We start from the raw sequence: 25,820 nt of genomic DNA on the forward strand, positions 1-25,820 counted from the left end.
CTTCTAAAATACGACTAATCAATAACCTTATAATGAGTGATGATTTAACACCATTACAATGTTAATTTCAAGAGAGGTTAGATAAGATTTTTGGTTTCAAATACATCGTAAAGTAGTAAAAACTATTTATATAGGGTATGGTACATCTTTCTTAATTCCGGCATCTCACTAAGCTTTTCTTTTGCTTCACTTAACCTATTTTGATTAGCAAGGACTACGGCCTCCTTTGCTACGTCAATAACGTTCTGTAAACCTTGCTGATAACCTGGAAATTGTGAAATATCTCCTTTCCATTTAGATGGAACAATGGTTTTAGATTTTTCTGCTGCCTCAATAAACTTATCCATGTTGTTTTGAAATTCATCAACCGAATAAGCTCTATTAGCAAAATTCAAACGCTGAGCCATAACCATCATCTCATCACGAAGACTGATGTGATCCGATGCAAGGATTGAAATGGTAAAAAAAGAGAAGATAAATGATGTGAAAAATTTTTTCATAGGTGGTTCCTTATAACTTCATTTATTATGTAGTTGGGAAAGACTATTCTTAAGACAAATAGTTTTTTTAGAAAGTAAAAAACCGCTAAATCTCTTTAGCGGCTTCTTGAATTTGGCTCCTCCTGCGGGACTCGAACCTGCGACATATGGATTAACAGTCCACCGTTCTACCGACTGAACTAAGGAGGAATTGATGGTGCCTCGAGGCGGAATCGAACCACCGACACGGGGATTTTCAATCCCCTGCTCTACCGACTGAGCTATCGAGGCGTTATCACTATCGGCTACTGCCTGACAACGGAGCGTATTAAACTATTTTTTCAGTGTTCGGTCAACAACTAAATTTAAAAAAAGTGGAAAAATAAGTTTGTTTGAGTGGTTAATAATCAAAACGTATATAAAAAAACCGAATTTTGTAAGTTTACTTAAAGTAGCTGCACTTTTTATATTTATAAAAAAGTCCGAAGAAATTTGTTCGGACATTTTTTAAATATGGGGATTATCGTCTTACTCGGAATTTCTTCTGAGCTTTATCTACTTTTAACAAGTAGTTTCGGGCTTGAAATGAAGGATGCGCCGTTGTTAAAATACGATAAACCTGTTCTGGATACATTTGATTGATTTTGTAGATAGCCTCATCTTTATCGTTATCAAATACACGTAATACAGCTCCAGCTCCACTGTTGTAAGCAGAAATCATTGCAAAACGTTTAGAGGTAGGATTCGTAATACCATCTAAATACTGATTTTGCAGGATCCATAAATAAGCAACACCAGCATCAATATTATTTGCCGGATCATACAAATAACGAGTTGATGGCTGACCGCTTTTTCCTTTCATAGCAAAAATATCGCGACCGGCTGTATGGGGTACTACCTGCATTAAACCAATAGCATTTGCATAACTGATGGCATAAGGGTTAAAACTTGATTCAGTTTGCATAATTCCCAAAATTAAACTTTCATCAATACCATAACGTTGTGCCGCTTTTCTTACCAATGGTAAATATTTTTGAGCACGTACTTCAACATGGTTGGCAATCATCGGGATTGTCACAAATTGCACCATATTGCCATTTTGTAAACGGCGAGTTTGCAATTTATTTTGAATTAAATAAGTCGCAAAATTGCCTGCGATGAACTGATTTGAAATTTGCTGACCATTGTTATCAACCACTTGTCCAAGAAGAAAAGGTCTTGAGCTGATCGGCACATCACCTGATGCGAATAAATCGATCCCTTTTGCATCAGAGCCCATTAACAGAGTATGTACTATCGCATTATGTAAACGATTAAAATCCTGCTGAGTTTCAATAATAATATTACCTTCATCAAAACTCACATGACTACGAGTATAAAAAGAATCAGTATATTTCACATAATCTTTACGACTCGCGACAAGCAACTCGTTTACTCCCCAAATGCGATCGATATTATGGGAAAATTGCCCGGTGAGAATATCTAAACCTTGCGTATCTTTCGCAAAAACTTCATCATAATTTATGCTACGGCGATTGGGAGAATCACTACACGCATATAAAAGTGGCAATAATGCCAATAACCAATACTTTTTCATTATTTAATGCCAATTATTTAGATTGGGGAACATAGCCTTCAATATGCACATCTTTTCCTTCAAATAGGAAGCTTACCATTTCTTGTTCAAGTAATTGGCGGTGCTCCAGATTCATCATATTCAGTTTTTTCTCATTCACTAACATCGTTTGTTTTTTTATCCACTCAGCCCAAGCTTGTTTGCTGATAGAATCAAAAATTCGCTTACCCAATTCCCCCGGATAAAGTTGGAAATCTAAGCCTTCCGCTTCTTTTTTGAGATACTCACAAAACACTGTTTTAGCCATAATGATTCCTTACAAATTGCATTAATAAATTTTTTACAGGCTGCGCCAGCCCGATCTGTTCGGGATTTCTCGGATCATACCAATATTTGACCGCACTTGATAGACTTGGTTTGTATTCTGTTGGTTTTTCCATCACTTTACGCCAATCCCGATTTTCCTGCTCAATTTGAATATTATCTTGCTCAGCATAAATTGGATAAATATCTAAATGAAAATGGCTAAATGTATGACGAAAACTCGGCCAGCTCTGATAATACGAAATCCCTTCGTTGCTCAAATAAGTGAGTAAATCTTCTCGTGATTCAAACTGAGGAAAACAGAATAATCCTCCCCATAAGCCCGAATTTTCTCGTTGTTCCAACCATACTTTGCCATTTTTAGACAGAATTAAAAAATACGTCTCTCTTTCCGGTAGCATTTTTTTCGGTTTTTTACCGGGAAATAACGCCCAACTTTCATTCTTATAAGCTAAACAACCTTTTTTCAGAGGACACAAGTCACATTTTGGTTTTGTACGTGTACAAATCATGGCGCCAATATCCATCATCCCCTGATTAAAATCTGAGACGTACTGAGTTGGTGTAACCTCTTCCGTTAGATGCCATAAGCGATTTTCCACCTTTTTTTCACCCGGCCAACCTTCTACGGAAAAATAACGAGCTAACACCCGCTTTACATTACCGTCTAAAATGGGGTAAGGCTGATTCAACACAGAAGACAAAATTGCCCCTGCCGTTGAACGCCCCACTCCCGGCAATGCCCAAACTTGTTCAAAACTCGTAGGGAAAATGCCATTAAATTCATCTCTCACTTTCTGTGCGGCTTTGTGTAAATTACGAGCCCTCGCATAGTAACCTAATCCAGTCCATAAATGTAGCACTTCATCTAGTGAAGCATTAGCAAGTTCGGTTACATTTGGAAAAGTTTTAATAAATCGTTCAAAATAAGGAATCACAGTCACAACTTGAGTTTGTTGAAGCATCACCTCAGAAAGCCATACGCCATAAAGCGTTTTATTTCTCTGCCAAGGTAAATGTTTGCGTCCAAATTGGTCATACCATTTCAATACCGATTGGGCAAAAGGCGCCTGTGGAGAAGATTTTGCTAACATAACTTTCCTAAAATGAATCTAAAGTGCGGTTAAAAATAACATCAATTCTACACGAAAATGGGGCTTGTTTATCTCTATTTTTTCAGTATAATTTGCACCCTATTTTGGTGCCAAATATGGCGTATTATTCACTCACGCGGTGTAAGAAGAAAGTTCTTATAGCGGCGTGGTTTCATTTTGAGGTTTTCTATGAAACAAGGTATTCATCCTGAATATAAAGAAATCACAGCAACTTGTTCCTGTGGCAATGTGATCAAAACTCGTTCAACTTTAGGCAAAGACATCAACCTTGATGTTTGTGGAAACTGCCACCCATTCTATACCGGTAAACAACGTGTTGTAGATACAGGCGGTCGTGTTGAGCGCTTTAACAGCCGTTTCAAAATTCCAAGTACAAAATAATTTTGAATTTTTCTCTGAACCCTGCTTACTTAATAGTAGGGTTTTATTTTACTTACTATCTTGTGTAAAGTTTCTATAAAAATGTATTAAAACTCTAAACTATCTCAGTATTTTTAACATTCACAAAAAATAAGAGAAAATATATTATTGACTTAATTTATGAATTCAACTACCCAGTTATTAAGCTAACTTTTATTAGCCCATCATAAAAACTTCCACTACTGCGATTTGCAAACAGTCTGATGTCGTTACCTGACGTGGAAATTATAAAAGCTACCTTAAGACCGGCTAGAAAAAACATCTTAACTGATAAATTAAAAATGTAGCACATTATGACAAAGAAAAAACTAAAACCAGGTTCAAATACGATTGCTTTAAATAAGCGTGCTCGCCATGATTATTTTATTGAAGATGAAATCGAAGCAGGGCTTGAATTGCAAGGTTGGGAAGTTAAATCAATGCGTGCAGGTAAAGCCAATATTAGCGACAGCTATATTATTTTCAAAAATGGAGAAGCTTATTTATTTGGTGCGACAATCCAACCACTCAGCTTAGCTTCAACACATATCGTATGTGATCCTACTCGAACCCGGAAACTTTTACTCAATCGACGTGAATTAGAATCTCTATTTGGAAAATCTAGCCGTGATGGTTTTACTATTGTTGCCCTTTCTCTATATTGGAAAGGTGCTTGGGCGAAAATTAAAATCGGTTTGGCCAAAGGGAAAAAACAACACGATAAACGTGATGATATTAAAGATCGTGAGTGGAAATTAGCAAAAGAGCGTATTATGAAAAATGTCAATCGTGGATAATTTTTCTATCTAAAAAATAAAGTGCGGTCGATTTTAACAATAAAATCAACTGCACTTTTTTAGATGCACTAAGGTTTGTAAATAAACTCTATACCTTCATCATCTTCTTCTGTCCAATCATCATCCCAATCGTCCTCATCTTCTAATTGATGCTCCGCCAATTGCTCTTGATGATAATCTTCCCATTTAAATTTGACCTCTTCCGGAGCGAGCTGTGGTTCTTCCGTTTCTCGTGGATGAGCTTCAATAAAATCCATAATATCGCGACATAATGAAGATACATTTTTTCCTGTCGCGGCTGAGATTAAGTAATACTCTTCATCCCATCCTAAACGTTCGGAAATGTCTTTTGCACAGTCATGAGCCTCCTCATCAGTCATCGTATCAATTTTATTGAATACCAACCAACGCGGTTTATCTGCTAATTTTTCACTGTATTGGAACAATTCAGATTCAATGACGGCAACATTGTCAGCCGGATCCGAACCATCAATTGGATTAATATCCACAAGATGAATTAACACTCGGCAGCGCTCTAAATGTTTTAGGAAACGAATACCTAGACCCGCACCTTCTGCTGCCCCTTCAATCAAGCCAGGAATATCGGCAACAACAAAACTTCTAGCCTCATCCATTTTCACCACTCCAAGGCTTGGCACTAACGTGGTAAAGGGATAATCTGCCACTTTTGGTTTTGCTGCGGATACCGCACGAATAAAGGTTGATTTACCCGCATTCGGCAATCCCAACATACCGACATCCGCAAGTAACATCAATTCCAATAATAAATCCCGCTTTTCCCCTGGTGTACCCATCGTTTTTTGGCGTGGGGCACGATTGACGGAAGATTTAAAACGGGTGTTCCCCAAGCCATGATACCCCCCTTTTGCCACCAACATTTTTTGCCCATGTTTGGTCAAATCGCCTAAGGTTTCTTTTGTATCATTATCAATGGCACGTGTACCAACCGGAACGGACAAAATAATGTCTTTACCACGGCGACCGGTACAATCCGAGCTTCGACCGTTTTCACCACGTTCTGCAGCAAAACGTTTGTTAAATCGATAGTCAATCAGTGTGTTTAGATTTTCATCAGCGATTAAATAAACATCACCACCATCACCGCCATCGCCACCATCGGGTCCGCCTTTAGGAATAAATTTTTCACGGCGGAAACTTACACATCCATTTCCACCATCTCCAGCTTCTACTCGAATCAAAGATTCATCAATAAATTTCATTAAAAATCTCCAAAATTTAACCGCACTTTTTTGCTATTTTACTCTATGCGATGGTAATAATTTGTGTCCAATTGCAGATAAAATTGCTCCGCATACTACAATAAATGCCCCAATATAGCTAATGCTATTTAATTCCGGTGCACTAAAATGTTCTGGGCTAAGAGTATGAGCAATATGGGAAAAGAGAATGGTAAAAAGTGGTACTAATGTCACTACAACACTAACTTTTGAGACCTCCCAACGATTTAAAGCTTCTGCATAAGCGCCATAACCAATCAATGTATTTAAACAGCAGTAAATAAAACAGATCAATGCTAAAGGTGTTAAAGTATTGACTTGAGAAAATTCTGCCATTGGTGTGAATACTATTACACATCCGAAATACATCATGAGTAGGATTTGTTGTGAACTAAATTTTCTCAGCATTAATTTTTGTACCATGCCATATGCCACCCATACTAAAGCGGCACTCACACTTAATATCACACCTGTTGAATATTGGTTAAGTTCGGAGAAGGCCTCAAAACGATCATTGAAAAATAGCCCTAAACCGCTCAATAAAAGTATGATTCCTATCTTTTGATGTAAACCTAATGTCTCTTTGAAAATAAGTACACCGAAAATTAGCATACCAAAAGAAGAGAGGTGGATAAAAATCTGTGCTATTGAAGGTTCAATATAATTAAGGGAGGAACTAAATAGTAAAAAATTACCCGCAAGCCCAAATACACCGATTATTGCTAGCCAACCATACCGCCCGATTTTTCTTGCTTCGGGGAGTTTCTTTTTATAAGCCAGTAAAAACAACAGAGCGAGAGAAGCCACAACAAAACGATACCAGACTATAGTTTGAGCATTCATTATTGCCACCACTTGCTTCAATGCAATAGGCAATGATCCCCAAGCCATTGCTGTAATCAGTGCAAAAATAAAACCTAATAGGGGTTGTTGTTTCATATCTCTCTCACTTATAAAAGTTAAAAAAGACAAAAACGCCCCACAATCTTGCGGGGCGTTTAGTTAAATCTATTTTAAATTACTCAGTAACAATACTTACGTACTTACGGCTTTTTCCGCCTTTTACTTCAAATTTAACTTTACCATCAGCGGTTGCGAATAAGGTATGATCTCTACCCATACCTACATTAGTTCCCGCATGGAATTTAGTACCGCGTTGGCGAACAATAATACTACCTGCTAATACAGATTCACCACCAAAACGTTTAACCCCAAGGCGTTTAGCTTCAGAATCGCGACCATTACGAGTTGAACCACCAGCTTTTTTAGTTGCCATCTACTTGCTCTCCTCTGAATTATGCTTGAATCCCAGTGATTTTCACTTCAGTGAACCACTGGCGATGACCTTGTTGTTTACGACTATGTTTGCGACGACGGAATTTAACAATCTTCACTTTCTCGCCACGACCTTGTGCTACTACTTCAGCAACAACTTTAGCACCGGCTAAAACAGGTGCACCAATTTTAACATCTTCACCGTTAACGACCATCAACACCGAATCGAATTCAACTGTTTCTCCAGTTGAAAGCTCAAGTTTTTCTAAACGAACAACTTGGCCTTCGCTTACACGGTGCTGTTTACCGCCACTTTGAAAAACTGCGTACATAAATACTCCGCTCAACTGTGTTTTTCTGCCCTCACCGGCAGTCCACACTTCAAAATTCATATAAATAGGTCGCGAATTCTACGGAAAAAACCATCTTATGGCAAGAATTTATTTACGATAAAACAAAAAAATTCCGTTTTCTTTCTGATTAATTTTAGAAAGTGTAAAAATTCAGGTAAAATGCACCGCACTTTTATTTAAAATCAATCACAAAAGATGAAAAAACAAGATTTAATGGATATGCCTACCATTCAGCAATTAGCTGATTCGGATATGCAAAAAGTTAATCAAAATATTCTTGCTCAGCTAAATTCCGACGTTGCCTTAATTAATCAACTTGGCTTTTATATTGTTCAAGGTGGTGGGAAAAGGATCCGTCCTTTAATCGCTGTTCTCGCCGCACGTTCGCTAGGATTTGAAGGATCGCAAGTCACCACCTGTGCAACTTTTGTAGAATTTATTCATACGGCTTCTTTATTACATGATGATGTAGTAGACGAATCCGATATGCGCCGAGGTCGTGCCACTGCAAATGCGGAATTTGGTAATGCTGCAAGCGTATTAGTCGGTGACTTCATTTATACTCGGGCATTCCAACTTGTTGCACAATTAGAATCTCTAAAAATCCTTCGTATCATGGCAGATGCGACAAATGTTCTCGCAGAAGGTGAAGTGCAACAATTAATGAATGTAAACGATCCGGAAACCAGCGAAGCTAACTATATGCGTGTAATCTACAGTAAAACGGCACGGTTGTTTGAAGTTGCGGGACAAGCTGCGGCGATTGTTGCAAATGCCACGGAACCACAAGAAAAAGCCTTACAGGATTATGGTCGCTATCTCGGTACGGCATTTCAGCTTGTTGATGATGTATTAGATTACAGTGCAAACGCCCAAGACTTAGGCAAAAATATAGGTGATGATTTAATGGAAGGAAAACCTACTCTTCCTTTACTTCATGCAATGCGTCACGGCAATGGAAAACAGGCAGCATTGATTCGTGAAGCGATTGAACAAGGCGGTAAACTTGAAATCATTGATGAAATATTAGCTATTATGGCAGAACATAAATCACTAGAGTACGCAATGATGAAGGCAAAACAAGAAGCACAAAAAGCGGTAGATGCTATTTCCATATTACCGGAAAGTGAATATAAACAAGCTTTGATCTCTTTAGCATATTTGTCTGTTGATAGAACCTACTAACACTTGAAATATTTTATCTTTTTCTACTTTTAAATGATCACTTTATGAATAACACGAAAGCACAAAATACTTGCACTGCGAAAAAAAAACTAAAGAAAGAGCCTAATGCCCCCTTTATTCGCGAAAAACTTGAGCTACCGAATGGACACAATAAACTTCTTCTTCACTCTTGTTGTGCGCCTTGTTCCGGGGAAGTAATGGAAGCCATTCTTGCTTCAGGCATTGAATTTACGATTTATTTCTACAATCCCAATATTCATCCACTCAAAGAATACCTAATCCGTAAAGAAGAAAATATTCGTTTTGCCAAAAAATTTGGAATTCCATTTATTGATGCGGATTACGACCGCCAAAATTGGTTCGATCGAGCGAAAGGGATGGAGTGGGAACCTGAGCGCGGTATTCGTTGCACCATGTGTTTTGATATGCGTTTTGAAAAAGCGGCTGAATATGCTCACCAGCACGGTTTTCCTGTCTTCACCAGTTGTCTTGGCATTTCACGTTGGAAAGATATGAACCAAATTAACGGTTGCGGCCACCGAGCAGCAGAAAAATATGATGATGTCATTTATTGGGATTATAACTGGCGTAAAGAAGGCGGTTCGCAGCGAATGATCGAAATCAGCAAGCGTGAACGTTTTTATCAACAAGAATATTGTGGCTGTGTCTATTCGTTACGCGATAGCAATAAATGGCGCGAAGAAACAGGACGTCAAAAAATTGAAATCGGAAAACTTTATTATTCACCGGATTAAAATACGCGAAAAAATGACCGCACTTTCTCCAAATACCAACTATCCTGTAAATATTTTTACTGAAAAATAAACGAAGGAAAAAATGGAAGAGAACCAACCAGAAAAATTACCGGCATTTGTCGTTAACATACTCAAATATGTCTTAAGCACAGCGCTTATTGCACTATCTATCGTTTTGATTATTGCCTTAGCCAAAATCACCTATTCTCTTGCTTTAATGGTGATAAATCCTTCCACTGTTGTGCCTTATGCACTAGCGGAACAGGCTGTTATGTTTTTCTTGTATTTTGGTTTCATCGGCTTAATTGTTCAGTATTTTAAAAGCGGCTATCATTTCCCATTACGTTATTTTATTTATGCCGGTATAACGGCGATGCTCCGACTAATTATTGTGAGCCATGAAAATGCCGTAGATACACTTCTATTTGCCGGTGCAATTTTGATTATGGTACTTGCACTCTGTTTAGTGCTTTATTCCAATAAATTAAGGAATTTCTAGAGCTGAAATACACAGTGTTTATTAGTGCTTCTTAAATTTAACAAGATGAGCAAATACGAAAAAAGCAAGGTGATTTACCTTGCTTTATTGATAATCACAACAAAACAGAAGACATAACTGATTGATTTAATTAAATATCAAAAGCAACACAATCAAACCTTGTTACTAAACGTGTTACTAAAAACAAAAGTCATCATTTAGTTTTGTCATATTCCGCTTAATCCCACATTATCCAACATAATCCCGCATTGTTTTTATTTTCAAGTTAGTTAGCAACAGGGCTTGACTAAAAAAATGAAAAATAGCCCTTTTTAGGGGCTATTCTGCGGGATTTTATGCACTAATGCAACCCTTGATAAGGTAGCCGGCTGACTTGCCAACAAGGTGCGGTTTGTGAATATCCGTACAGCGGATGATTTGAACCTTTCCGCCTTTTTCCGGATAAGTATCCACAAATAGCCCGCCTTTGCGTCTTACAGTGTAGCCATAAGACGGGTCAAAAATGCTGCCGTCTTTGCCTTTTGCTTTGGTGGATACATAAGCAAGAATTATGCAATCCGTCCAAATTGGTTTTAATTCTCCCTCTATTTCTTGCATAGACGCACCAATTTTTACTTGTTCAACATCAATTAGCTCGGCAAATACAGCCGGTGTAAGAATGCCGGTGCGGGTGTATTTGATACACTCTAATAGCGTTTCATTTTTCTTTAATACGGCCCAAACATCAGCGGAAATGACGCAAACGTTAGGCTTTCGCCCAATGGTGGAATAAATCGCATTAATACCAGAATCAATCACCTCTAACGGATTTGATTTTGCATTGCTGAATTTTGCGTTGCCGGATAAGGTGATTTTGTTCTGCTCGATATAATTGGCTTCATCTTGCGCAAGTTTTGCTGTTTCGACCTCCCGCCCTAGGGTGATCAAATCTTGCACCACTGAAAGCGCATATTTTTTCAATGGATAACTGGCATCATTGTCTTCTCGGTAGTCAATCGGGTATTCAATATCGTGTTCTTCAAGCTCGACATTGATTGCGCTGACATCTTCCGGGGTCAATCGGTTACTGTCGCCTAATACTTGGCGAACGGTGGATTGTTGACGGAAAGCCAAGCGCCCAAATTGTGGGATTTTGCCCGCTTCTTTCTCAATTTCCACCACAGGGAAAAGGCTTTCGCATACCATTTCGGCATTATAATAGCCTTGCGCCAATTCGGTTAAAATAGGGTCTTGAATTCGTTTTTCTGTTAAGCTCATTTATTGCTCCTTAGTTTATTTATGAATAAGGTTAAACGCTGTTTTATAATCAATGTGGTGTTCTTTCATACATTGGCGGATTTGTTGGTCAAGTGCGATAACATCCGCCGGGGTATTTTCGGCATACTCCACTAAATCATTAGATTGCCCGCTTACCGCACGTTCTTTTGTGGCAAATTCCCCAAATTGAATGATTTGAGGTTGAAGGCTTAAAAACTCCCGCACTTTTTGCGCAAGGCTTTCCCCTTCGTTGAAATTAATCACGCCCGCTTGGTCACATTCCTCCGCATAGTTCAAGATTTCTACGGCTTTTTCTCGTACAACCGGAGCAAGTCTGCCGGAATCAATTAAACTCTCGGTAAACTCTAACGTGTCTTTCTGTGCAGATTCCGCTTTTAGCCGCGCAATTTCCGCTTTAAGTGCGGTGATTTCGTCATCTTCAATATTCACCGCAAAATTTACAACTCCGCTTTCATTGTCGGTAAATTCAGGATTACGCAAGCCTTTCACCGCCGGAGGCATTGCCCCTAAAAATCCCACGTGGCGCAAATATAAATAACCGGGCTTTGGATTGTGTGGACTGTCGGCAAGATAGAATGAGGCGGATACTTTTTTAAATCGCCCGGCTTCCACCATTTCAGCAAAATTCGGGTCAATCTGTGTCAACTCGGCTTTTAAAGTATCGCCCTCAACATTAAGCCGTTTTACCCACGCATAAGCGGGGGCATTGTCTTTCGGGTGTCCTATCACTGCTGGGGCTTCGTGTAATTCGGGATTGTAAGCCGTCACGGCTTGGATTAAATCTTGTAATTTAATTTCTATCATTTGCCCACTAGCGTCCGGTCGTTTTCCGGTTTTAAAAATTTCAATGAGTTTCATTTTGCGCTTTCTCCTGTTTTTTCTTGCTTTTTCTTAAAATTGAATAGATCCATTGAACTGATAATCCATACTTTTTCGCAAGTTCAGTGTGATTTATTCCGTTAAATTCCTCTATGATCGCTTTATCTCTGTCGGAAGTTTGATGGCTACTTTTCCATTTCGGGATATATAAATTCAATCCACCGCATTTAAACTGAAATGTTTTTAACGCTTTTGAACTTAGCTCTTCGCCCTTTAGTCCTAATGCTTCCGCTTCTTGAACGCTTGATTGGAATGCATAGGCAAATTCTTTAAAACTTAACATTCTTTTAAATTTCCCCCTTAATACTCTTCAATAGGTGAACTTTAAACAAATTAAAAAACCGTTTCTTTTAAACTACTTTAAAGAATTAAAAGAGAAAAAAACGTTGTTGAAAATGTTGTAAGAAAAGTTTTGAAAATTTTTTTCACTTTTTCACTTAATAGACTAAAGCCTTGCGGCGTAAGGCTTTAACTTGTTTTGTCTAGGAAAAATAAAATCACTTTTTCAAGTGATAATTTATAAAACACGGCTTTTTTATACAAAAAAAGAGCGGTTGCCCGCTCTGTTTTTGTTGGTTATCCTTCCCACTGCCTTATTGATAAATCCCGATTTTTCCAATAAACATTCGTTGTCGGGTGTCCGTAGTGCATTTTGTCCTCATAGGGGATTTTTCCCCTAGTATTTTGAAGGCGTCGGCGATTGAATTATTAAAGCTAAAGCGATTTATTGGCGTTAATCCATTACATTCGCAAAAATACAAATAGGCGGAATAAATACTATCTGGTCTGCCGGTTCTGTCACCGTAGGGAATAAATCCGCCCTGAGCTTTGCCCACTCTTAGGGCTTTTTCGGTGCGGTGCTCTCTGATTTCAAAATGCCCTAGGAAGTCAATTAAATGATTGGCTTCCCGTTTAATATTTTTCCCTTCGTCCAATTCCTTATAATCTTCTAAAATGGCTCTCGCTTTATCCGGTTCCGGAAAAAGGGCGAGAAGTTTATTCACTATGCCATAAACTTCCGCTTGCACTTTTTCCGTGAAATGCACGTCTTTTTTCTCTTTCGGGATTGCTCGGTCAAACGGGATAATAATTCGTCTGCGCCCGATTCCGCCGTTGCGGTCAATAAAATTCAACGGATAATTTGTTACCAACATAAAAACAGGTGTGAGTTTAGTGGAAAAATCGCCAATATAATTGATTTTGACGGTAATACTATCTCCGCCGGTAATGGCTTTCAATTCGTCCGCACTGCCTTTATAGGGCTTTTGGTCGGGGGAAATTGCGAGGCTTTTTCCGATTAGCATTGCCCGCTTTTTATCAATTTCCAATTCTTGCAAACTGATGTATGCCGTATTGCACCCACCGTTGATAATGGAGGCAATTTGGCTAAATACCGATTTACCCGCACCCGCTACGCCTGTTGCTTCCAAAAATAAGCCCCATTCGTGCCGATTGGTGAGTACCATATAAAGCCCGGCTAAAATCGCGTTCTTTTTGTTGGTGTTGCCATTGCAAACAAATTCCAACCAGTCATCAAAGTGCGGTGTATTTTGGCTTTGAATATTGCACGAAAACTTTTCTATTCCCCGTAAAAAATGGCTAATATTATGCGCTAAAAATTCGCCCGTTTTCTTATTCAGTACGCCATTTTCAAAACCAATAAAATCAGGACTTTGGGCGGGGATTTCGTCCGCTTTCAAGACAATCAAATCCGCAATCGATTTTAAATGCCGTGCGGTATAATCTCCGCCAAATTCATCATAAAAATCCATCACTTTACGCTGTAAATGATGTTCTTGCACAGGCTCCCAATATAAGCCGTTATATTCAAGCGGTTTCCCCTCATTAATATCTCGTCTTAGTGGTTTATCAATCCAATCTAAAAAGGCTTCGGCGATTTCTTTTTGTGTTGGCTTCTCGCTTAAAAAATCAATCATCACGGCTTTTTTATTCTGCTTTTCCGCCACCATCTCCGCCACGCTGTCGCCTGCCTGTTCTCGGGTGCGTTTAAGCCAGTCGGATAAATCCCCATTTTCTTGCAATACCCCTAAACTGTCGCACAAGGTAAGCCGTTGAACTTGGGTATTTTTCGCCAAATTTGCCACCACTGCCGGCAATGCTTCAGAATGGGAGAATTTGCCAAATTGACAAAGGCGAACGGAAGTGCGGTCATTTTCTGCAAGATTTAAGCGGTTGATTTCCGCTAATTGGCTTTCACCCATAATTACAGGTGGTTGTTTAGGATTGGTTTTAATGGCTTGTGCCAATAACCCCCATTCTAGCCCCTCACCTTTATTCCACGCCTGCCACGCTTTAGAACCGATTAAAATAATCAATTCCGCGCCGTCTTGTACTTGTTCCGCTAAATACGGGGCATTTTTACATACCTTCTTCATTTTTTATTCTCCCAATATTTAACAAATTTGTGCGTTGATTTTCAGGTAAATGTAAATAAAAATTCGCTACTTCTTTTGATGCAGATAAACTTTGTAATAACGTTATATTTTGCAAAAAGAGTTCGCCTAAATCATAAAATAAATCCCCTGTAATCACTTCCTTTTGTAAATCTTCATCAAGGTTGATGAGTTCTTTCATTATCTTTGCAGAACCTTGCAAGCCTAGTGAGATGGCTTGCTGCTTTTCAGTAAGAAATTTTTTATATTCTTCTAAACGTTCAGGGGAATTTTGATTAACCACAACATAAGCGTTAAAAATATCATTAAGCATAAACCACCTCCGAACGGTTGGAGGTGAAGACAATAGATACAGTTTTGGCGGTGTTTCCGCTTCGGGTTTGGTAGGTTTTCATTTTGAATTGTCTCTTATTAGTAATTAGTAAATTTGAAATGCCAACCTGTAAAAGGCGTGGCAAGGCTTCAACTACCGCTAATAATCGGCTCGCCTTATTCGTGCGGATAAACTCCGCCTTATTTCGACGTATAGACCTTGCCACAAATTCGGCTTTGAATAGGTGTAGTAAACCTATTGAGGGAATTTGAGGTGTAAAAAATCCGCAAGTCTTACGGGTGCGGTGTCCGTTATTAGTGATAGTGCCACAGATACTACCCACATCAACGGCATTTGGCAAGCTGTGATTTTGTTCAGGTGAAAAAGTACGGTCATTTTTAAGATTGATTTTGCCGGCAAGGACAAGCACAAATTCACGGGATAAAACAGCACGGGCTTGTTGTTCGCTGTCAGCATTAATGCGGATTTTTTGGATATGATTGGTTAAATCGGTGCGACGTATTGCCGCAAAAATGAATTGATACATTTGTGTAACTCCACTGAATAGTTTTTCAAGAGTTACCGCTCGGAAGTTTCCAGGCTTTGGGCGGTAACGTGTAACGGGCTGGAAAACTGCGATCAGTGGAACACAGCAAAGGGCGAAACCTTTCCCGCTACACGCTACCATAGATAGACGCTCTAGGCGTTCTTTAGGTGTGTGTAAACCACGCATAAAAAAACACGCTTTCGGCGTGCTATGCGCCACTGATAGATAGTTCGAGTTTCCAGGCTCGGCGGTCGTTTTTTGCGACTGCGTGGGAATAATGCCAAAATTGACCGCACTTTGTAAAGCCTTTTTGGCAAAAAAAGAAAATATTTTGTTAGAATGTGAATCAGTCATTGTTTTGCTCGCTTGGCTAAATGATGATAAGGGGCTTTTTGGTGTTGGCGCACTGAAAAGCCCCACCTGTTTTTGTGTCTTCATTGGTTGATACTCGCTAAATAACGTTGGACTTCTGTCGCTTTGTAAAGCGTGGTTGCGCCAAATTTCGTTTTCTTGATTTTTCCCTCTCGGGCTAATCGGTCTAATTTGCTTCTTGATACGCCAAAAAGCTCGCCCATTTCGCGCACGGTGTAATGCTTGTCGTTGGTTTGTGTGTTCATTTGTTTTCCCTCTTATTATTAATTCATCGTAAGTCAAGATAAATCAGCGTGGTGCAAAAATCTTTTAAAGTAGTTTAAAGATTTTTTATTCATACAAAATAATAAAAAGATGAAAATATTTAATAACACTTAAAGCACGATTTAAGCTGGGTTAAATTGTGATAAAGGAAAATTGAAATGATGTTACATATAGTGAAAAGCTCTCATTTGCTTGGTTTAGTAAATCCTACTTTAACCGGAACAAAATGATTTTTTCCATTTCCTACTTAAAGCGGAATTTTTCCACTTAATCACTTGTCTTTCTTATTTTTATCACTTCTTTATTTTTCCTTTTATTTCAATATGTTAAAAAGAAAAAATAATAGATTAAGTGATAAAGTGAAAAAAAAATCTCAAAACTTTTAAAACGAAAAGAGAGAAAGGAAAACTGCGGACGAAAAAATAGGGCGATTGTTCGCCCTGTGGTGTGATGATGATTGGTGATTATTTGAATAACTCCGTGCCTTGTGAGCATTGTTCGACATAGTCGCCCCAATCTTGCATAATTTTCTTGCGTTGCTTCATATAGGTGGCGTGGTTGTAGGATTGGCTTACATTGCTCCCTGTTCGGTGAGCTAAACAGGCTTCGGCGTGTTCATAAATCACATTCGTGTCGGCTAAATGCGTACGGGCCAACCCTCTTAAACCGTGGGCGGTCTGCTTTCCGGCATATCCTAGGCGTTTAATTGCCATATTTGCGCTTGAAGAGTTCATTGGCTCGTGGTTGTTGCCCCGTTTCGGGAATATATACTTAAAACGCCCGGTAATCGGCTCTAGTTCCTCTAATATCTTAATGGCTTGGCTTGATAATGGAATAATATGCACTTCACGGGCTTTCATTCTCTCTGCCGGTATTGTCCATAATTTCTTGGCTAAATCAATTTCCGACCATTGCGCCCCGCTCGCTTCATTCGGGCGGGTCATTGTGAGCATTTGGAATTGAACAAGAAAGCGGGTTTGCGGTTGTATTTTGGCATTTGCTAACGCATCCATAAATGCCGGTAATTCTTCGCTATTTATGTGCGGATTATTCTCTTTTTTGTGCTGTTTAAGAGTTTTATTCATCTTCAAGCAAGGATTGAACGGAATAAGCCCACCATTCACGGCAAAATTTAATATTTCGTTGATATAACCCGCTAGGCGGTTTGCCATATCAATATTATTGCGCTGTTCAACTCTTTGTAATGGGATAAGGGCAAGAGTGGGGACTATTTCGGCTATTGGGTATGAGCCAATAAAAGGGAATATATGAAGGCGCAAACTACCCCAATATTTCGCAAGAGTCTTATCAGCTATTTCCCCCTGTTTCTTTGCCCGCCATTTTTCCGCCACCGCTAAAAAGGTGTTCGCTTCTGCAAGTTCTTGTTCACGTTCTAGGCGTGCTTTATGGGTTTGAGGGTCTATCCCTTGAGCAAGTAAAGCCCGCCATTCTTCACGCAGTTGCCGTGCCTGTGCAATGCTGATTTCAGGGTGGTTGCCTATGGTGAAATTTGTTCTTTTTTTGGTGGTGGGGTGATAGTAATTAAAGATCCAAGTTTTCGCCCCTGTGGTTTTAACACGTAGGCTTAATCCTCGCCCGTCTACAAGGTTATATTCTTTTTCTTTCGGTCTTGCCCTTTCAACCTCTGTATTAGTTAAAGGCTTGGTAACACGTGCCATAAAATCCCCTTTTAGTAACAAGATTTCGTGTTACTTTATCATAATGTTACTAAACGTGTTACTAAAAATTACGGTCAACATAACTCAGAATGAATCAAAATAAACGATAAAATGCCCTGAAATGCTTTATTTTAAACGAAAAAAAAGCAAGGTGATTTACCTTGCTTTATTGAATTGGTGGAGATAATCGGGATCGAACCGACGACCTCTTGAATGCCATTCAAGCGCTCTCCCAACTGAGCTATATCCCCAAAAGATGGCGGTATCTTAAATTTTACCGCTATCGCTGTCAATATGAAATTGTCTCGAAAAAATCAGACGATTAAATATTAAGCATTTTGAGCTTGAATAAAATCAATCGCACGTTGAATCCGAGCAAGCACACGTTCACGACCAATTCCCACTAAAGTCACATCCATTGATGGCGATTGCCCGGAACCTGTCACTGCCACACGTAACGGCATTCCTACTTTCCCCATTCCCACTTCAAGCTCCGCAGCGCTTTGTTCAATCACTTCATGGGTAGAATGTAAATCCCAAGTAGAAAGTGCGGTCAATTTTTCTTTTACTTTTTCAAGTGCATCAACAGCACCGGCTTTGAAATGTTTTTTCACTGCCGCTTCATCAAAAGTCTCAAACTCTTCAAAGAAATAACGGCTGGCAAGTGCCATTTCCCGTAGCGTTTTACAACGATCAGCTAACATTTTGACGATTTCCGCTAAAGCAGGCCCATTGGTTGTATCAATGCCGAGATCCCGATATTGCCATTCAAGATGTTTTGCGACATATTCCGGTGCTAATTCACGAATATAATGATGGTTTAACCACAAAAGTTTATCAGTATTAAATGCACTGGCAGACTTACTCACATGATCCAATTCAAAATATTTGATCATCTCTTCGAGACTAAAAATCTCTTGATCGCCGTGTCCCCAACCTAAACGCACAAGATAGTTGACTAACGCTTCCGGTAAATACCCTTCATCACGATATTGCATCACACTGACTGCACCATGACGTTTAGAAAGTTTTTGACCGTCATCACCGTTGATCATAGAAACGTGGGCATACACCGGAATCGGTGCCCCAAGGGCTTTTAAGATATTAATTTGACGTGGCGTATTATTAATATGATCTTCACCACGCACAACATGAGTAATGCCCATATCCCAATCATCCACCACCACACAGAAATTGTAGGTCGGCGAACCATCGGTTCGGCGAATAATTAAGTCATCTAATTCGCTGTTGCTGATTTCAATACGACCACGCACCGCATCATCAAATATAACCGACCCTTCTGTTGGATTTTTAAAACGTACAACATGAGGCTCATCAGGTGAATGACCGTGATCATGCAAACAATGACGATCATAACGCGGTTTTTCTTTATTTTGTTCTTGCGTATGACGCAACTCTTCCAAACGTTCTTTAGAACAATAACAACGATAAGCCAAGCCTTGTTCAAGCATTTCATCAATCACTTGATTATAACGATCAAAACGTTTGGTTTGATAATAAGGACCGTGTTCCCAAGCAAGATTAAGCCATTCCATCCCTTCCAAAATCGCCGCGGTTGCTTCCGGTGTTGAACGCTCTAAATCCGTATCTTCAATGCGTAACACAAATTCACCTTGGTTATGTTTTGCAAATAGCCAAGAATAAAGTGCGGTACGCGCACCGCCTACGTGCAAATAGCCCGTCGGGCTTGGAGCAAAACGTGTGCGTACTTTTACATTTGGATCTAAATCAAAAGGGGCATCTAATTTCATTTTCTAACCTATATTCAATAAAAAATTAGTCGCTATTCTACTACGACTAGACACAGTTCTGAATAAAAAAGCTATTTTTATGTTTATTTTTACGACAATTAAGTTAAATTTTATAAAAAATGATTGACTGAAAATGCATTATCCCTATAATGCCAAGCCACAACGTTAAGGGCGATTAGCTCAGTTGGGAGAGCACCTCCCTTACAAGGAGGGGGTCACTGGTTCGAGACCGGTATCGCCCACCACTTTTTCCAAAGTATCTTAATGTTGTAGAGTTTGACCAAGCGGGCGATTAGCTCAGTTGGGAGAGCACCTCCCTTACAAGGAGGGGGTCACTGGTTCGAGACCGGTATCGCCCACCACTTAATTCAGTTTAAGTATCTTTTCCGCTCAAACTTCCCTTTTATTTAAACGCTATCTTAAGTGGGCGATTAGCTCAGTTGGGAGAGCACCTCCCTTACAAGGAGGGGGTCACTGGTTCGAGACCGGTATCGCCCACCACTTAATCAAGTGTTTAAATAAACCGAAATATAAGGCACAAGTCTTAATATTATCGGGCGATTAGCTCAGTTGGGAGAGCACCTCCCTTACAAGGAGGGGGTCACTGGTTCGAGACCGGTATCGCCCACCAATTCTCACTATTCAAATGCCTTTTCTCGTTTTTACTTTTTCTGACAAGATAAAAAGCGACCATAAGTTCTCATTTATGATCGCGCTATACAAAGTATTAATTAAATCGGATCTAACCCCAATACTTTCCGTCCATTAATACTTGCAATATCCACCATTGCGTCCAAATGTGGAAAACGGCACCCCGCTGCAAGTAAACTTAATTCCTGCCATAAATCCCCCTCACAAAGTGGCACCATATAATCACAAATATTATCCGTTCCCAGCGCCACAGTAATCCCTTCAGGGATCATTTCATCTGCAGGGGTTAAGGCATTATGAAATGGCATCAAATCTTCTTTACGATTACTATCAATCCACGCCATTGGACAGGCGATCATCATCATTTTTGCCTTACGCATTTTTTCGTAAAGTTTATAGCGATATTCTTTTGAATGAGAGCCGATTGAAATGCCGTGAATCCCCACAACCCGTCCTTCCATTCCATGTTCGATGGTTTTATCGCAAAGTTGTTCCGTTTCTTTTTCACTTGGATTATTGAATTGATCCACATGCACATGACACATAATACCGAGCGATTTGGCTTTATCGAGCAAAATATCCATGGCTTCGAGCCCCCGCCCATAATCTAACTCATCACGATAAGGCAAACCACCGATCATATCCACCATTTCTGAGCCGATATCGAACCATTTCCGTGCCGTCGGTTCAATCACGCCTTTTAAGGTTTGATTCGCAAATTTAAGAATAATATCGTGTTTATACACTTCACGGGCTTTATGAGCAGCGATAATCGCACGATCCTCACAAATCGGGTCAATATCAACAAAAGTACCGAATGCCGTTACCCCTTGAGAAATCATTAATTCAATGGATTGGCAGAAACGTGCATAATAGTCATCCACACTAGAGGTTCGTTTTACCTCATCGACCAAATCCCATTTTTGTTGCAAATTACTGCTGTGATAAATCCCGATTTTCTCCGGTGTCATCGTAAAGGCGCGGTCTGCGTGAGCGTGAGCATTGACCCAGCCCCCTTTTTTAATGATTTCATCACGGATATAAGTTTTAAAACTACGAACATGGCTTTTCATACAAACTCCATAAAAAGAATGAGGATAAAAAGACGAGAAGCGTATTAATTGAAAGGCACGACAAACGTGGCGAGAAGCATTGTAATAATGTTATGAAAAACTCACGGATTTTCATTAATAACATCTTTTCAGTCTTAAACCGGGGCGCAAGTATAAAGGGTAAAATATCAAAAAGCTATTCATTATTTCTCAAAAAATGAATTTTCCCGTTTAAACATTTCTAAGAACAAACCTAACGGTGGGCGTTCGGAAGACAGCTCTTGATAAGTGCGGTCAAATTTTTTGTAATTTCCTTTACGATCAATGTGATATTGCGTGCCATCGGGCTGAACCAACACATTCCAACGATAATTAGACACTAGTACCCAATCATCACCATTACGCTCAAACAAATTATGACCTTGTGAATAATCATTGAAAGGATTCTCAACATTAAACACATTTTTCATCAATGCAGGGAGCAAATCCGTATGGCTTGTCAACCCCTTTTCACTCCCCACCGGTAAATCCTTCCAATAAATCAACAACGGCACTTGAACTTCATCTCGACCAAAATAATTGAATCGCTCTTTTTCACTCATTTCATTAAACGTCCAACCATGCTCAGCGGTGATAATGACCATCGTATTATCTAACGGTGTCTTCGTTAATACACTTTCAAGTTGCTGATCGATTTGTACTAAAGCGCGTTCATAGTCCATTTGATTTTTAGCTTTCAGTTCAAGATCAAGGTAAGCAAACCAAGCTTCATTCGTTTTTCTCGCCGTAATAAATTCGTTGAAATTTTTGACCGCACTTTCATTACCCAATTTACCTTGAGGTAATTTCATTCCCCGGAATAATGCTTGGCGGAAAAGACTCTCTTTAAAATGGGTTGCGGAGAACAAACCAAATTGATATTTCTCCGCACGTAATTTTTCAATCAATACTGATGGCGTATGATTACTTAAAATGCTGTCCATATAAGTGGCGTTTAATCCATAGAACAGCCCAACCAATCCCGCATTATTCGTATTACCACTACTATAATGATTGATAAATTGGGTCGAACTGGTGGCAAACTCCGCCAATTTGGGCATTTTTTCATTGGAAATCGCATCATAACGCAAACCTGAGATCGTAATGAGTAAAATATTCGGTTTCGATACCATTGATGCAAAACTGAGCGTATTTTTAGGATAACCAATTTTCAACGCATCTAAGCGCCCTTCCTGATCTAATTTTTGTGTATATTGTTCCCCATCCAGCCAGCCGTGTCTCTCTAAGAACGAACGGGCGGTCATTGGATAAGAAAGAGGGAAGTTTGAACGTTGCATCGTGATAGGGCGATACAAATACGCATCTGCCCAGGCATAAATAAGATGGGTTGCAATAAAGGTTAAAGTGAAGAAAATCCCCACCGTTTTTAACCATTTTTGGCGTTCCAAACTACGAAGTTTTTCCCAGCTCCAACGGGAAAACAGCATTTGCACCAAGAGAATAATCGGCATTGGTACAAAGAAAATTTGCCAATCACGAGACATTTCACCATTTTCCGGATTGACTAATAGTTTCCATACCACCGACGACAAATGTAAATTAAATCGGTGGAATACTTCCGTATCAAAGAGCAATAATGTTGTACAGATAGTGGATAGAATTACGGTTAAGCCGCGAAAAGTGCGGTGATTTTTCACAATAAAACTTAGCGGAAAAATCACTAACAAATAAATGGCAAAAACACTAAAGCTGAAATGCCCAAACAAGCTGACAAAAAAGTAAAGTTTTCCGCCAAGTGTATCGGGCCAATCAATCAGGAAAGCATAACGTGCCCCCACAAGAATTGCGATAATAATATTAAAAAAGGCAAACCAATGTCCCCACGAAATTTTTTGTGAGGTCTCATCACGGTATTGTTTTCCACTAAATGTGCCTTTTTTAAACCACATCATATTTTAGTGCGTTTTGACTGCGTGAATTAAAGAATGGGAGAAAGCTTGCGCCAAGGCTTCACGTTGAGTTTGCGGTACACTGCTGGTAAGTAAATTACTTACCATGTTACCTAATGCGATTAGAGATAAATCAACCGGTGCTTTATGCTTTTCTAATACGGCAATCATATCATTGACAATGGCGCTTAATTGCGCATCAGAATACTTAGAATGTTGAGCCATTTCGTTAAAAAATAAATAAAGAAAAAAGTTGCTCTATCATACCTGATTATTTATGAGATCCTAAACAATTTCTTTTTTCTTGCTGAAAAAGTGCGGTTATAATTTGCCTTGTTTTTTAAAAGAGGGAATGAGAATGAGCATTACTGTAAATCAAATTGTACTGCACCAATTAGTCAAACAAATTGACGATGAAAATCCAAAAATGGAAAGCATTCTACGTGATGAATTGCTGACGGTTACACCTGAAGCGGAACAAATGATGTTACAGCTCCACCAAGGTTATCAAAATAAAGCCAAAGCGTTTGGGATATTCCAAGAAAATTCGGTATTTGCACAACATTTGAACCGTTTACTGGAACAAGAAATAGAATTTTTAGGCTTTAGCCAGTATGCAACGAAACTCTTAGCCGATGAATTAAGCAAATATAATTTTGCTGACAGCGGTACGCTGATTTTGTGCCAATATAATTTCTTAGCCACCGATTACTTATTTATTGCGTTGTTGGATAGCCGTCACAGCATGTTGGTCGATGAACATTTAGACATTCGCCGAACAGAATATCTCGACATCACACAATTTGATATCGCAGCACGGGTGAATTTGACGGATTTACAGGTGAATGCTAATTCCAACCGCTATTTAACTTTTATTAAAGGTCGCGTAGGACGAAAAATCAGTGATTTCTTTATGGATTTTTTAGGTGCGGAAGAAGGGTTAAATCCACAACTTCAAAATCAATGCTTGTTACAAGCCGTCAGTGATTATTGCCAACAAGGCGAACTCAACAACATACAGACCCAAGCTATAAAAAAACAAGTTTTTGAGTATTGCAAAGGACAACTTGCTGGTGGTGAAGAAATTGAATTAACGGAACTTTCTGCAAACTTACCGACTCTAAACGAACAATCTTTTATTTCCTTTGCTGAAACACAAGATTACGGGTTGGAAGAAAATATCCCACCCGTGCGTTCCACATTAAAATCACTCACAAAATTTTCCGGTTCGGGTAAAGGTGTCACATTAAGTTTTGATGCGGATTTACTCAACACTCGTGTTCACTGGGATCCAATGGCTGATGAGCTCACAATTAAAGGCTTACCACCTAATTTGAAAGACCAATTACAGAAATCCCTCAAATCAGAGAATTAGTTTGGCAAGCTTATTAACTTTGGGTATTATTTGATTAAATTTGCAAAAATTAAGGTAAAGAAAATGCAATTCAAAACTCTTTTTAGCGTAGCTGTGTTGGCATTAAGCCTTTCAGCCTGTTCCACCGTTGAAAAAGTGGTTTATCGTATTGATGTGCCACAAGGCAACTATTTAGAAGCCTCTAATGTCGCACAAATCAAACAAGGAATGAACGTTCAGCAAGTCCAATACTTGCTTGGTACCCCTGTTTTAATTGATCCTTATAGCAATTCCACTTGGTATTATGTATTCTTACAACAACGAGCCTACCAATCACCGGAACAATATACTTTCAAAGTGAAATTTGACCAGCGAGGTATAGTCACTGAAACCAATCTCGACAAACCATTGCCGGAAGTGGCTTCACAAAACGAAAATAACACGATTATTGAACGTAGGGGTGACACAACTAAAAAATCTTGGTGGAAATTTTGGTAATCCCTTTGTCGCCTGCTCTGCAGGCACTTTCCTTTCCGATTTATTAAGAATAATCTCAAGAGGCTAAATAATGTCCAAGATTTTATTAGTTGATGATGATACCGAACTCACTCACTTACTTTCGGAAGTACTCTCGTTATCAGGCTTTTGCGTAGATATTGCCAATAACGGACAAGAAGCACTTGATAAGCTCAAACAAGACTACTCACTCATTTTGTTAGATGTCATGATGCCTGTACTCAACGGTATTGAAACGCTCAAGCAAATCCGCCAACAATCCAATATTCCGGTCATGATGCTCACCGCTCGAGGAGAAGACATTGACAAAGTACTTGGCTTAGAACTCGGAGCCGATGACTATCTCCCAAAACCGTTTAACGATCGTGAATTAGTTGCTCGAATCAAAGCGATTTTACGCAGAAGCGAAGGTAATTATCCGGAGCCGGCTGAAAATACCACAACACAGAAAGAGGATGACAATTGGCTCTATTTTGATGAACTAAGGCTTCACACAGGACACCAACAGACATTCTACAAAACACAAGAGCTTTTCCTTACAGCCTCAGAATATTCCCTGCTTGAAGCACTTATTCTCTCTAAAGGCGAACCTATTACACGTGAAACACTTAGTATGCATGTATTAGGTAAACCGCTTAGCCCCTTTGACCGCTCCATTGATATGCACATGTCAAATTTACGCAAAAAATTACCGCCAAGAGAAAATCGGTTACCTTGGTTTAAAACCTTACGAGGTCGTGGATATCTCCTCATCAGAGAATAAT

28 protein-coding genes and 7 tRNA genes are annotated in these 25,820 nt (G+C 39.3%); 12 read left to right on the top strand and 23 right to left on the bottom strand.

The window, feature by feature from the left end; translation table 11 throughout:
• Positions 1–122: 122 nt before the first annotated feature.
• The 6 genes from BKK54_RS07290 to mutY all read right to left on the bottom strand — a co-directional run bounded on the left by BKK54_RS07290 (position 123) and on the right by mutY (position 3,473).
• Positions 123–500, bottom strand: a complete 378-nt coding sequence (locus BKK54_RS07290) for a cytochrome b562 (protein ID WP_077542453.1) — start codon at positions 498–500, stop codon at positions 123–125.
• Positions 501–613: 113 nt separating this feature from the next.
• Positions 614–689, bottom strand: a tRNA-Asn gene (locus tag BKK54_RS07295).
• A gap of 5 nt (positions 690–694) precedes the next feature.
• Positions 695–770: transfer RNA gene (locus BKK54_RS07300), tRNA-Phe, on the bottom strand.
• A gap of 229 nt (positions 771–999) precedes the next feature.
• Complete coding sequence (mltC, locus tag BKK54_RS07305; protein WP_077542454.1) at positions 1,000–2,076, bottom strand: membrane-bound lytic murein transglycosylase MltC; 1,077 nt, start codon at positions 2,074–2,076, stop codon at positions 1,000–1,002.
• 13 nt (positions 2,077–2,089) lie between these two features.
• A complete protein-coding gene (locus BKK54_RS07310) occupies positions 2,090–2,362 on the bottom strand; it encodes an oxidative damage protection protein (protein WP_077542455.1) in 273 nt (90 codons plus the stop codon).
• Positions 2,355–3,473, bottom strand: coding sequence for an A/G-specific adenine glycosylase (mutY, locus tag BKK54_RS07315; RefSeq protein WP_077542456.1), 1,119 nt, complete (start codon positions 3,471–3,473; stop codon positions 2,355–2,357). Before mutY ends, BKK54_RS07310 begins: the two co-directional genes overlap by 8 nt.
• A 189-nt stretch (positions 3,474–3,662) precedes the next feature.
• On the opposite strand from mutY, the gene rpmE reads away from it, so the two are divergent.
• Positions 3,663–3,875: a 50S ribosomal protein L31 gene (rpmE, locus tag BKK54_RS07320; protein WP_005625828.1), complete on the top strand. Its 213-nt coding sequence runs from the start codon at positions 3,663–3,665 to the stop codon at positions 3,873–3,875.
• A 332-nt stretch (positions 3,876–4,207) separates the two neighbouring features.
• Positions 4,208–4,690, top strand: a complete 483-nt coding sequence (gene smpB, locus BKK54_RS07325) for an SsrA-binding protein SmpB (protein WP_077542457.1) — start codon at positions 4,208–4,210, stop codon at positions 4,688–4,690.
• Between the two features lie 68 nt (positions 4,691–4,758).
• Here smpB and cgtA read toward each other — a convergent pair whose 3' ends face one another.
• From cgtA to rplU, 4 genes are all read right to left on the bottom strand, one after another.
• A complete protein-coding gene (gene cgtA / locus BKK54_RS07330) occupies positions 4,759–5,931 on the bottom strand; it encodes an Obg family GTPase CgtA (protein WP_077542458.1) in 1,173 nt (390 codons plus the stop codon).
• A gap of 33 nt (positions 5,932–5,964) precedes the next feature.
• Positions 5,965–6,888, bottom strand: a complete 924-nt coding sequence (locus BKK54_RS07335) for a DMT family transporter (protein ID WP_077542459.1) — start codon at positions 6,886–6,888, stop codon at positions 5,965–5,967.
• Positions 6,889–6,967: 79 nt separating this feature from the next.
• On the bottom strand, positions 6,968–7,225 hold the full coding sequence (gene rpmA, locus BKK54_RS07340) for a 50S ribosomal protein L27 (protein ID WP_077542460.1): 258 nt from the start codon (positions 7,223–7,225) through the stop codon (positions 6,968–6,970).
• A 19-nt stretch (positions 7,226–7,244) separates the two neighbouring features.
• Complete coding sequence (gene rplU / locus BKK54_RS07345) at positions 7,245–7,556, bottom strand: 50S ribosomal protein L21 (protein WP_077542461.1); 312 nt, start codon at positions 7,554–7,556, stop codon at positions 7,245–7,247.
• 216 nt (positions 7,557–7,772) lie between these two features.
• Between rplU and ispB the strand changes: the two genes are divergently transcribed.
• The 3 genes from ispB to psiE all read left to right on the top strand — a co-directional run bounded on the left by ispB (position 7,773) and on the right by psiE (position 10,016).
• The gene (gene ispB / locus BKK54_RS07350) at positions 7,773–8,762 is read left to right on the top strand and encodes an octaprenyl diphosphate synthase (RefSeq protein ID WP_077542462.1); all 990 of its coding nucleotides are present in this window, start codon (positions 7,773–7,775) and stop codon (positions 8,760–8,762) included.
• Positions 8,763–8,806: 44 nt separating this feature from the next.
• Complete coding sequence (locus BKK54_RS07355) at positions 8,807–9,517, top strand: epoxyqueuosine reductase QueH (RefSeq protein WP_077542463.1); 711 nt, start codon at positions 8,807–8,809, stop codon at positions 9,515–9,517.
• 82 nt (positions 9,518–9,599) lie between these two features.
• Positions 9,600–10,016, top strand: a complete 417-nt coding sequence (psiE, locus tag BKK54_RS07360; protein WP_077542464.1) for a phosphate-starvation-inducible protein PsiE — start codon at positions 9,600–9,602, stop codon at positions 10,014–10,016.
• A 333-nt stretch (positions 10,017–10,349) separates the two neighbouring features.
• On the opposite strand, the gene BKK54_RS07365 is transcribed toward psiE, so the two are convergent.
• The 10 genes from BKK54_RS07365 to gltX form a co-directional block, all read right to left on the bottom strand.
• Positions 10,350–11,273 carry an inorganic pyrophosphatase gene (locus BKK54_RS07365; protein ID WP_077542465.1) on the bottom strand — a complete coding sequence of 308 codons (924 nt, stop codon included), beginning with the start codon at positions 11,271–11,273 and terminating at the stop codon, positions 10,350–10,352.
• Positions 11,274–11,288: 15 nt separating this feature from the next.
• Complete coding sequence (locus BKK54_RS07370; RefSeq protein WP_077542466.1) at positions 11,289–12,152, bottom strand: peptidase; 864 nt, start codon at positions 12,150–12,152, stop codon at positions 11,289–11,291.
• Positions 12,139–12,456, bottom strand: a complete 318-nt coding sequence (locus BKK54_RS07375; protein WP_077542467.1) for a Mor transcription activator family protein — start codon at positions 12,454–12,456, stop codon at positions 12,139–12,141. The genes BKK54_RS07370 and BKK54_RS07375 overlap by 14 nt, the downstream gene beginning before the upstream one ends.
• A gap of 310 nt (positions 12,457–12,766) precedes the next feature.
• Entirely contained in the window at positions 12,767–14,569 is a 1,803-nt protein-coding gene (locus tag BKK54_RS07380; RefSeq protein ID WP_244153121.1) for a DNA primase family protein, read from the bottom strand.
• Entirely contained in the window at positions 14,553–14,900 is a 348-nt protein-coding gene (locus BKK54_RS07385; protein ID WP_077542468.1) for a hypothetical protein, read from the bottom strand. The genes BKK54_RS07380 and BKK54_RS07385 overlap by 17 nt, the downstream gene beginning before the upstream one ends.
• Positions 14,893–15,885 carry a host cell division inhibitor Icd-like protein gene (locus tag BKK54_RS07390; RefSeq protein ID WP_244153122.1) on the bottom strand — a complete coding sequence of 331 codons (993 nt, stop codon included), beginning with the start codon at positions 15,883–15,885 and terminating at the stop codon, positions 14,893–14,895. The genes BKK54_RS07385 and BKK54_RS07390 overlap by 8 nt, the downstream gene beginning before the upstream one ends.
• Positions 15,882–16,064, bottom strand: a complete 183-nt coding sequence (locus BKK54_RS07395; protein WP_077542469.1) for a helix-turn-helix domain-containing protein — start codon at positions 16,062–16,064, stop codon at positions 15,882–15,884. The genes BKK54_RS07390 and BKK54_RS07395 overlap by 4 nt, the downstream gene beginning before the upstream one ends.
• A gap of 483 nt (positions 16,065–16,547) precedes the next feature.
• Entirely contained in the window at positions 16,548–17,762 is a 1,215-nt protein-coding gene (locus BKK54_RS07400; RefSeq protein ID WP_077542470.1) for a tyrosine-type recombinase/integrase, read from the bottom strand.
• A 175-nt stretch (positions 17,763–17,937) separates the two neighbouring features.
• Positions 17,938–18,013 (bottom strand) — tRNA-Ala (locus BKK54_RS07405).
• 78 nt (positions 18,014–18,091) lie between these two features.
• Positions 18,092–19,534: a glutamate--tRNA ligase gene (gene gltX, locus BKK54_RS07410; protein WP_077542471.1), complete on the bottom strand. Its 1,443-nt coding sequence runs from the start codon at positions 19,532–19,534 to the stop codon at positions 18,092–18,094.
• A 169-nt stretch (positions 19,535–19,703) separates the two neighbouring features.
• On the opposite strand from gltX, the gene BKK54_RS07415 reads away from it, so the two are divergent.
• The 4 genes from BKK54_RS07415 (at position 19,704) to BKK54_RS07430 (ending at position 20,165) form a co-directional block, all read left to right on the top strand.
• Positions 19,704–19,779: transfer RNA gene (locus BKK54_RS07415), tRNA-Val, on the top strand.
• A 41-nt stretch (positions 19,780–19,820) separates the two neighbouring features.
• A tRNA-Val gene (locus BKK54_RS07420) sits at positions 19,821–19,896 on the top strand.
• Positions 19,897–19,959: 63 nt separating this feature from the next.
• A tRNA-Val gene (locus BKK54_RS07425) sits at positions 19,960–20,035 on the top strand.
• Between the two features lie 54 nt (positions 20,036–20,089).
• Positions 20,090–20,165, top strand: a tRNA-Val gene (locus BKK54_RS07430).
• A 100-nt stretch (positions 20,166–20,265) separates the two neighbouring features.
• On the opposite strand, the gene BKK54_RS07435 is transcribed toward BKK54_RS07430, so the two are convergent.
• The 3 genes from BKK54_RS07435 to BKK54_RS07445 form a co-directional block, all read right to left on the bottom strand.
• Entirely contained in the window at positions 20,266–21,258 is a 993-nt protein-coding gene (locus BKK54_RS07435) for an amidohydrolase family protein (RefSeq protein WP_077420279.1), read from the bottom strand.
• A gap of 182 nt (positions 21,259–21,440) precedes the next feature.
• Positions 21,441–23,189, bottom strand: a complete 1,749-nt coding sequence (locus tag BKK54_RS07440; protein WP_077542472.1) for a DUF3413 domain-containing protein — start codon at positions 23,187–23,189, stop codon at positions 21,441–21,443.
• A 3-nt stretch (positions 23,190–23,192) separates the two neighbouring features.
• A complete protein-coding gene (locus tag BKK54_RS07445; RefSeq protein ID WP_077542473.1) occupies positions 23,193–23,411 on the bottom strand; it encodes a YejL family protein in 219 nt (72 codons plus the stop codon).
• Positions 23,412–23,544: 133 nt separating this feature from the next.
• Between BKK54_RS07445 and yejK the strand changes: the two genes are divergently transcribed.
• The 3 genes from yejK to BKK54_RS07460 all read left to right on the top strand — a co-directional run bounded on the left by yejK (position 23,545) and on the right by BKK54_RS07460 (position 25,819).
• Positions 23,545–24,561, top strand: coding sequence for a nucleoid-associated protein YejK (gene yejK / locus BKK54_RS07450; RefSeq protein WP_077542474.1), 1,017 nt, complete (start codon positions 23,545–23,547; stop codon positions 24,559–24,561).
• A 63-nt stretch (positions 24,562–24,624) separates the two neighbouring features.
• Positions 24,625–25,038: an outer membrane protein assembly factor BamE gene (gene bamE / locus BKK54_RS07455; RefSeq protein ID WP_077542475.1), complete on the top strand. Its 414-nt coding sequence runs from the start codon at positions 24,625–24,627 to the stop codon at positions 25,036–25,038.
• A gap of 70 nt (positions 25,039–25,108) precedes the next feature.
• Positions 25,109–25,819: a response regulator gene (locus BKK54_RS07460; RefSeq protein ID WP_077542476.1), complete on the top strand. Its 711-nt coding sequence runs from the start codon at positions 25,109–25,111 to the stop codon at positions 25,817–25,819.
• Position 25,820: the final 1 nt, after the last annotated feature.

The sequence above is a fragment of the Rodentibacter genomosp. 1 genome (genome assembly GCF_001999285.1).
Classification (GTDB): domain Bacteria; phylum Pseudomonadota; class Gammaproteobacteria; order Enterobacterales; family Pasteurellaceae; genus Rodentibacter.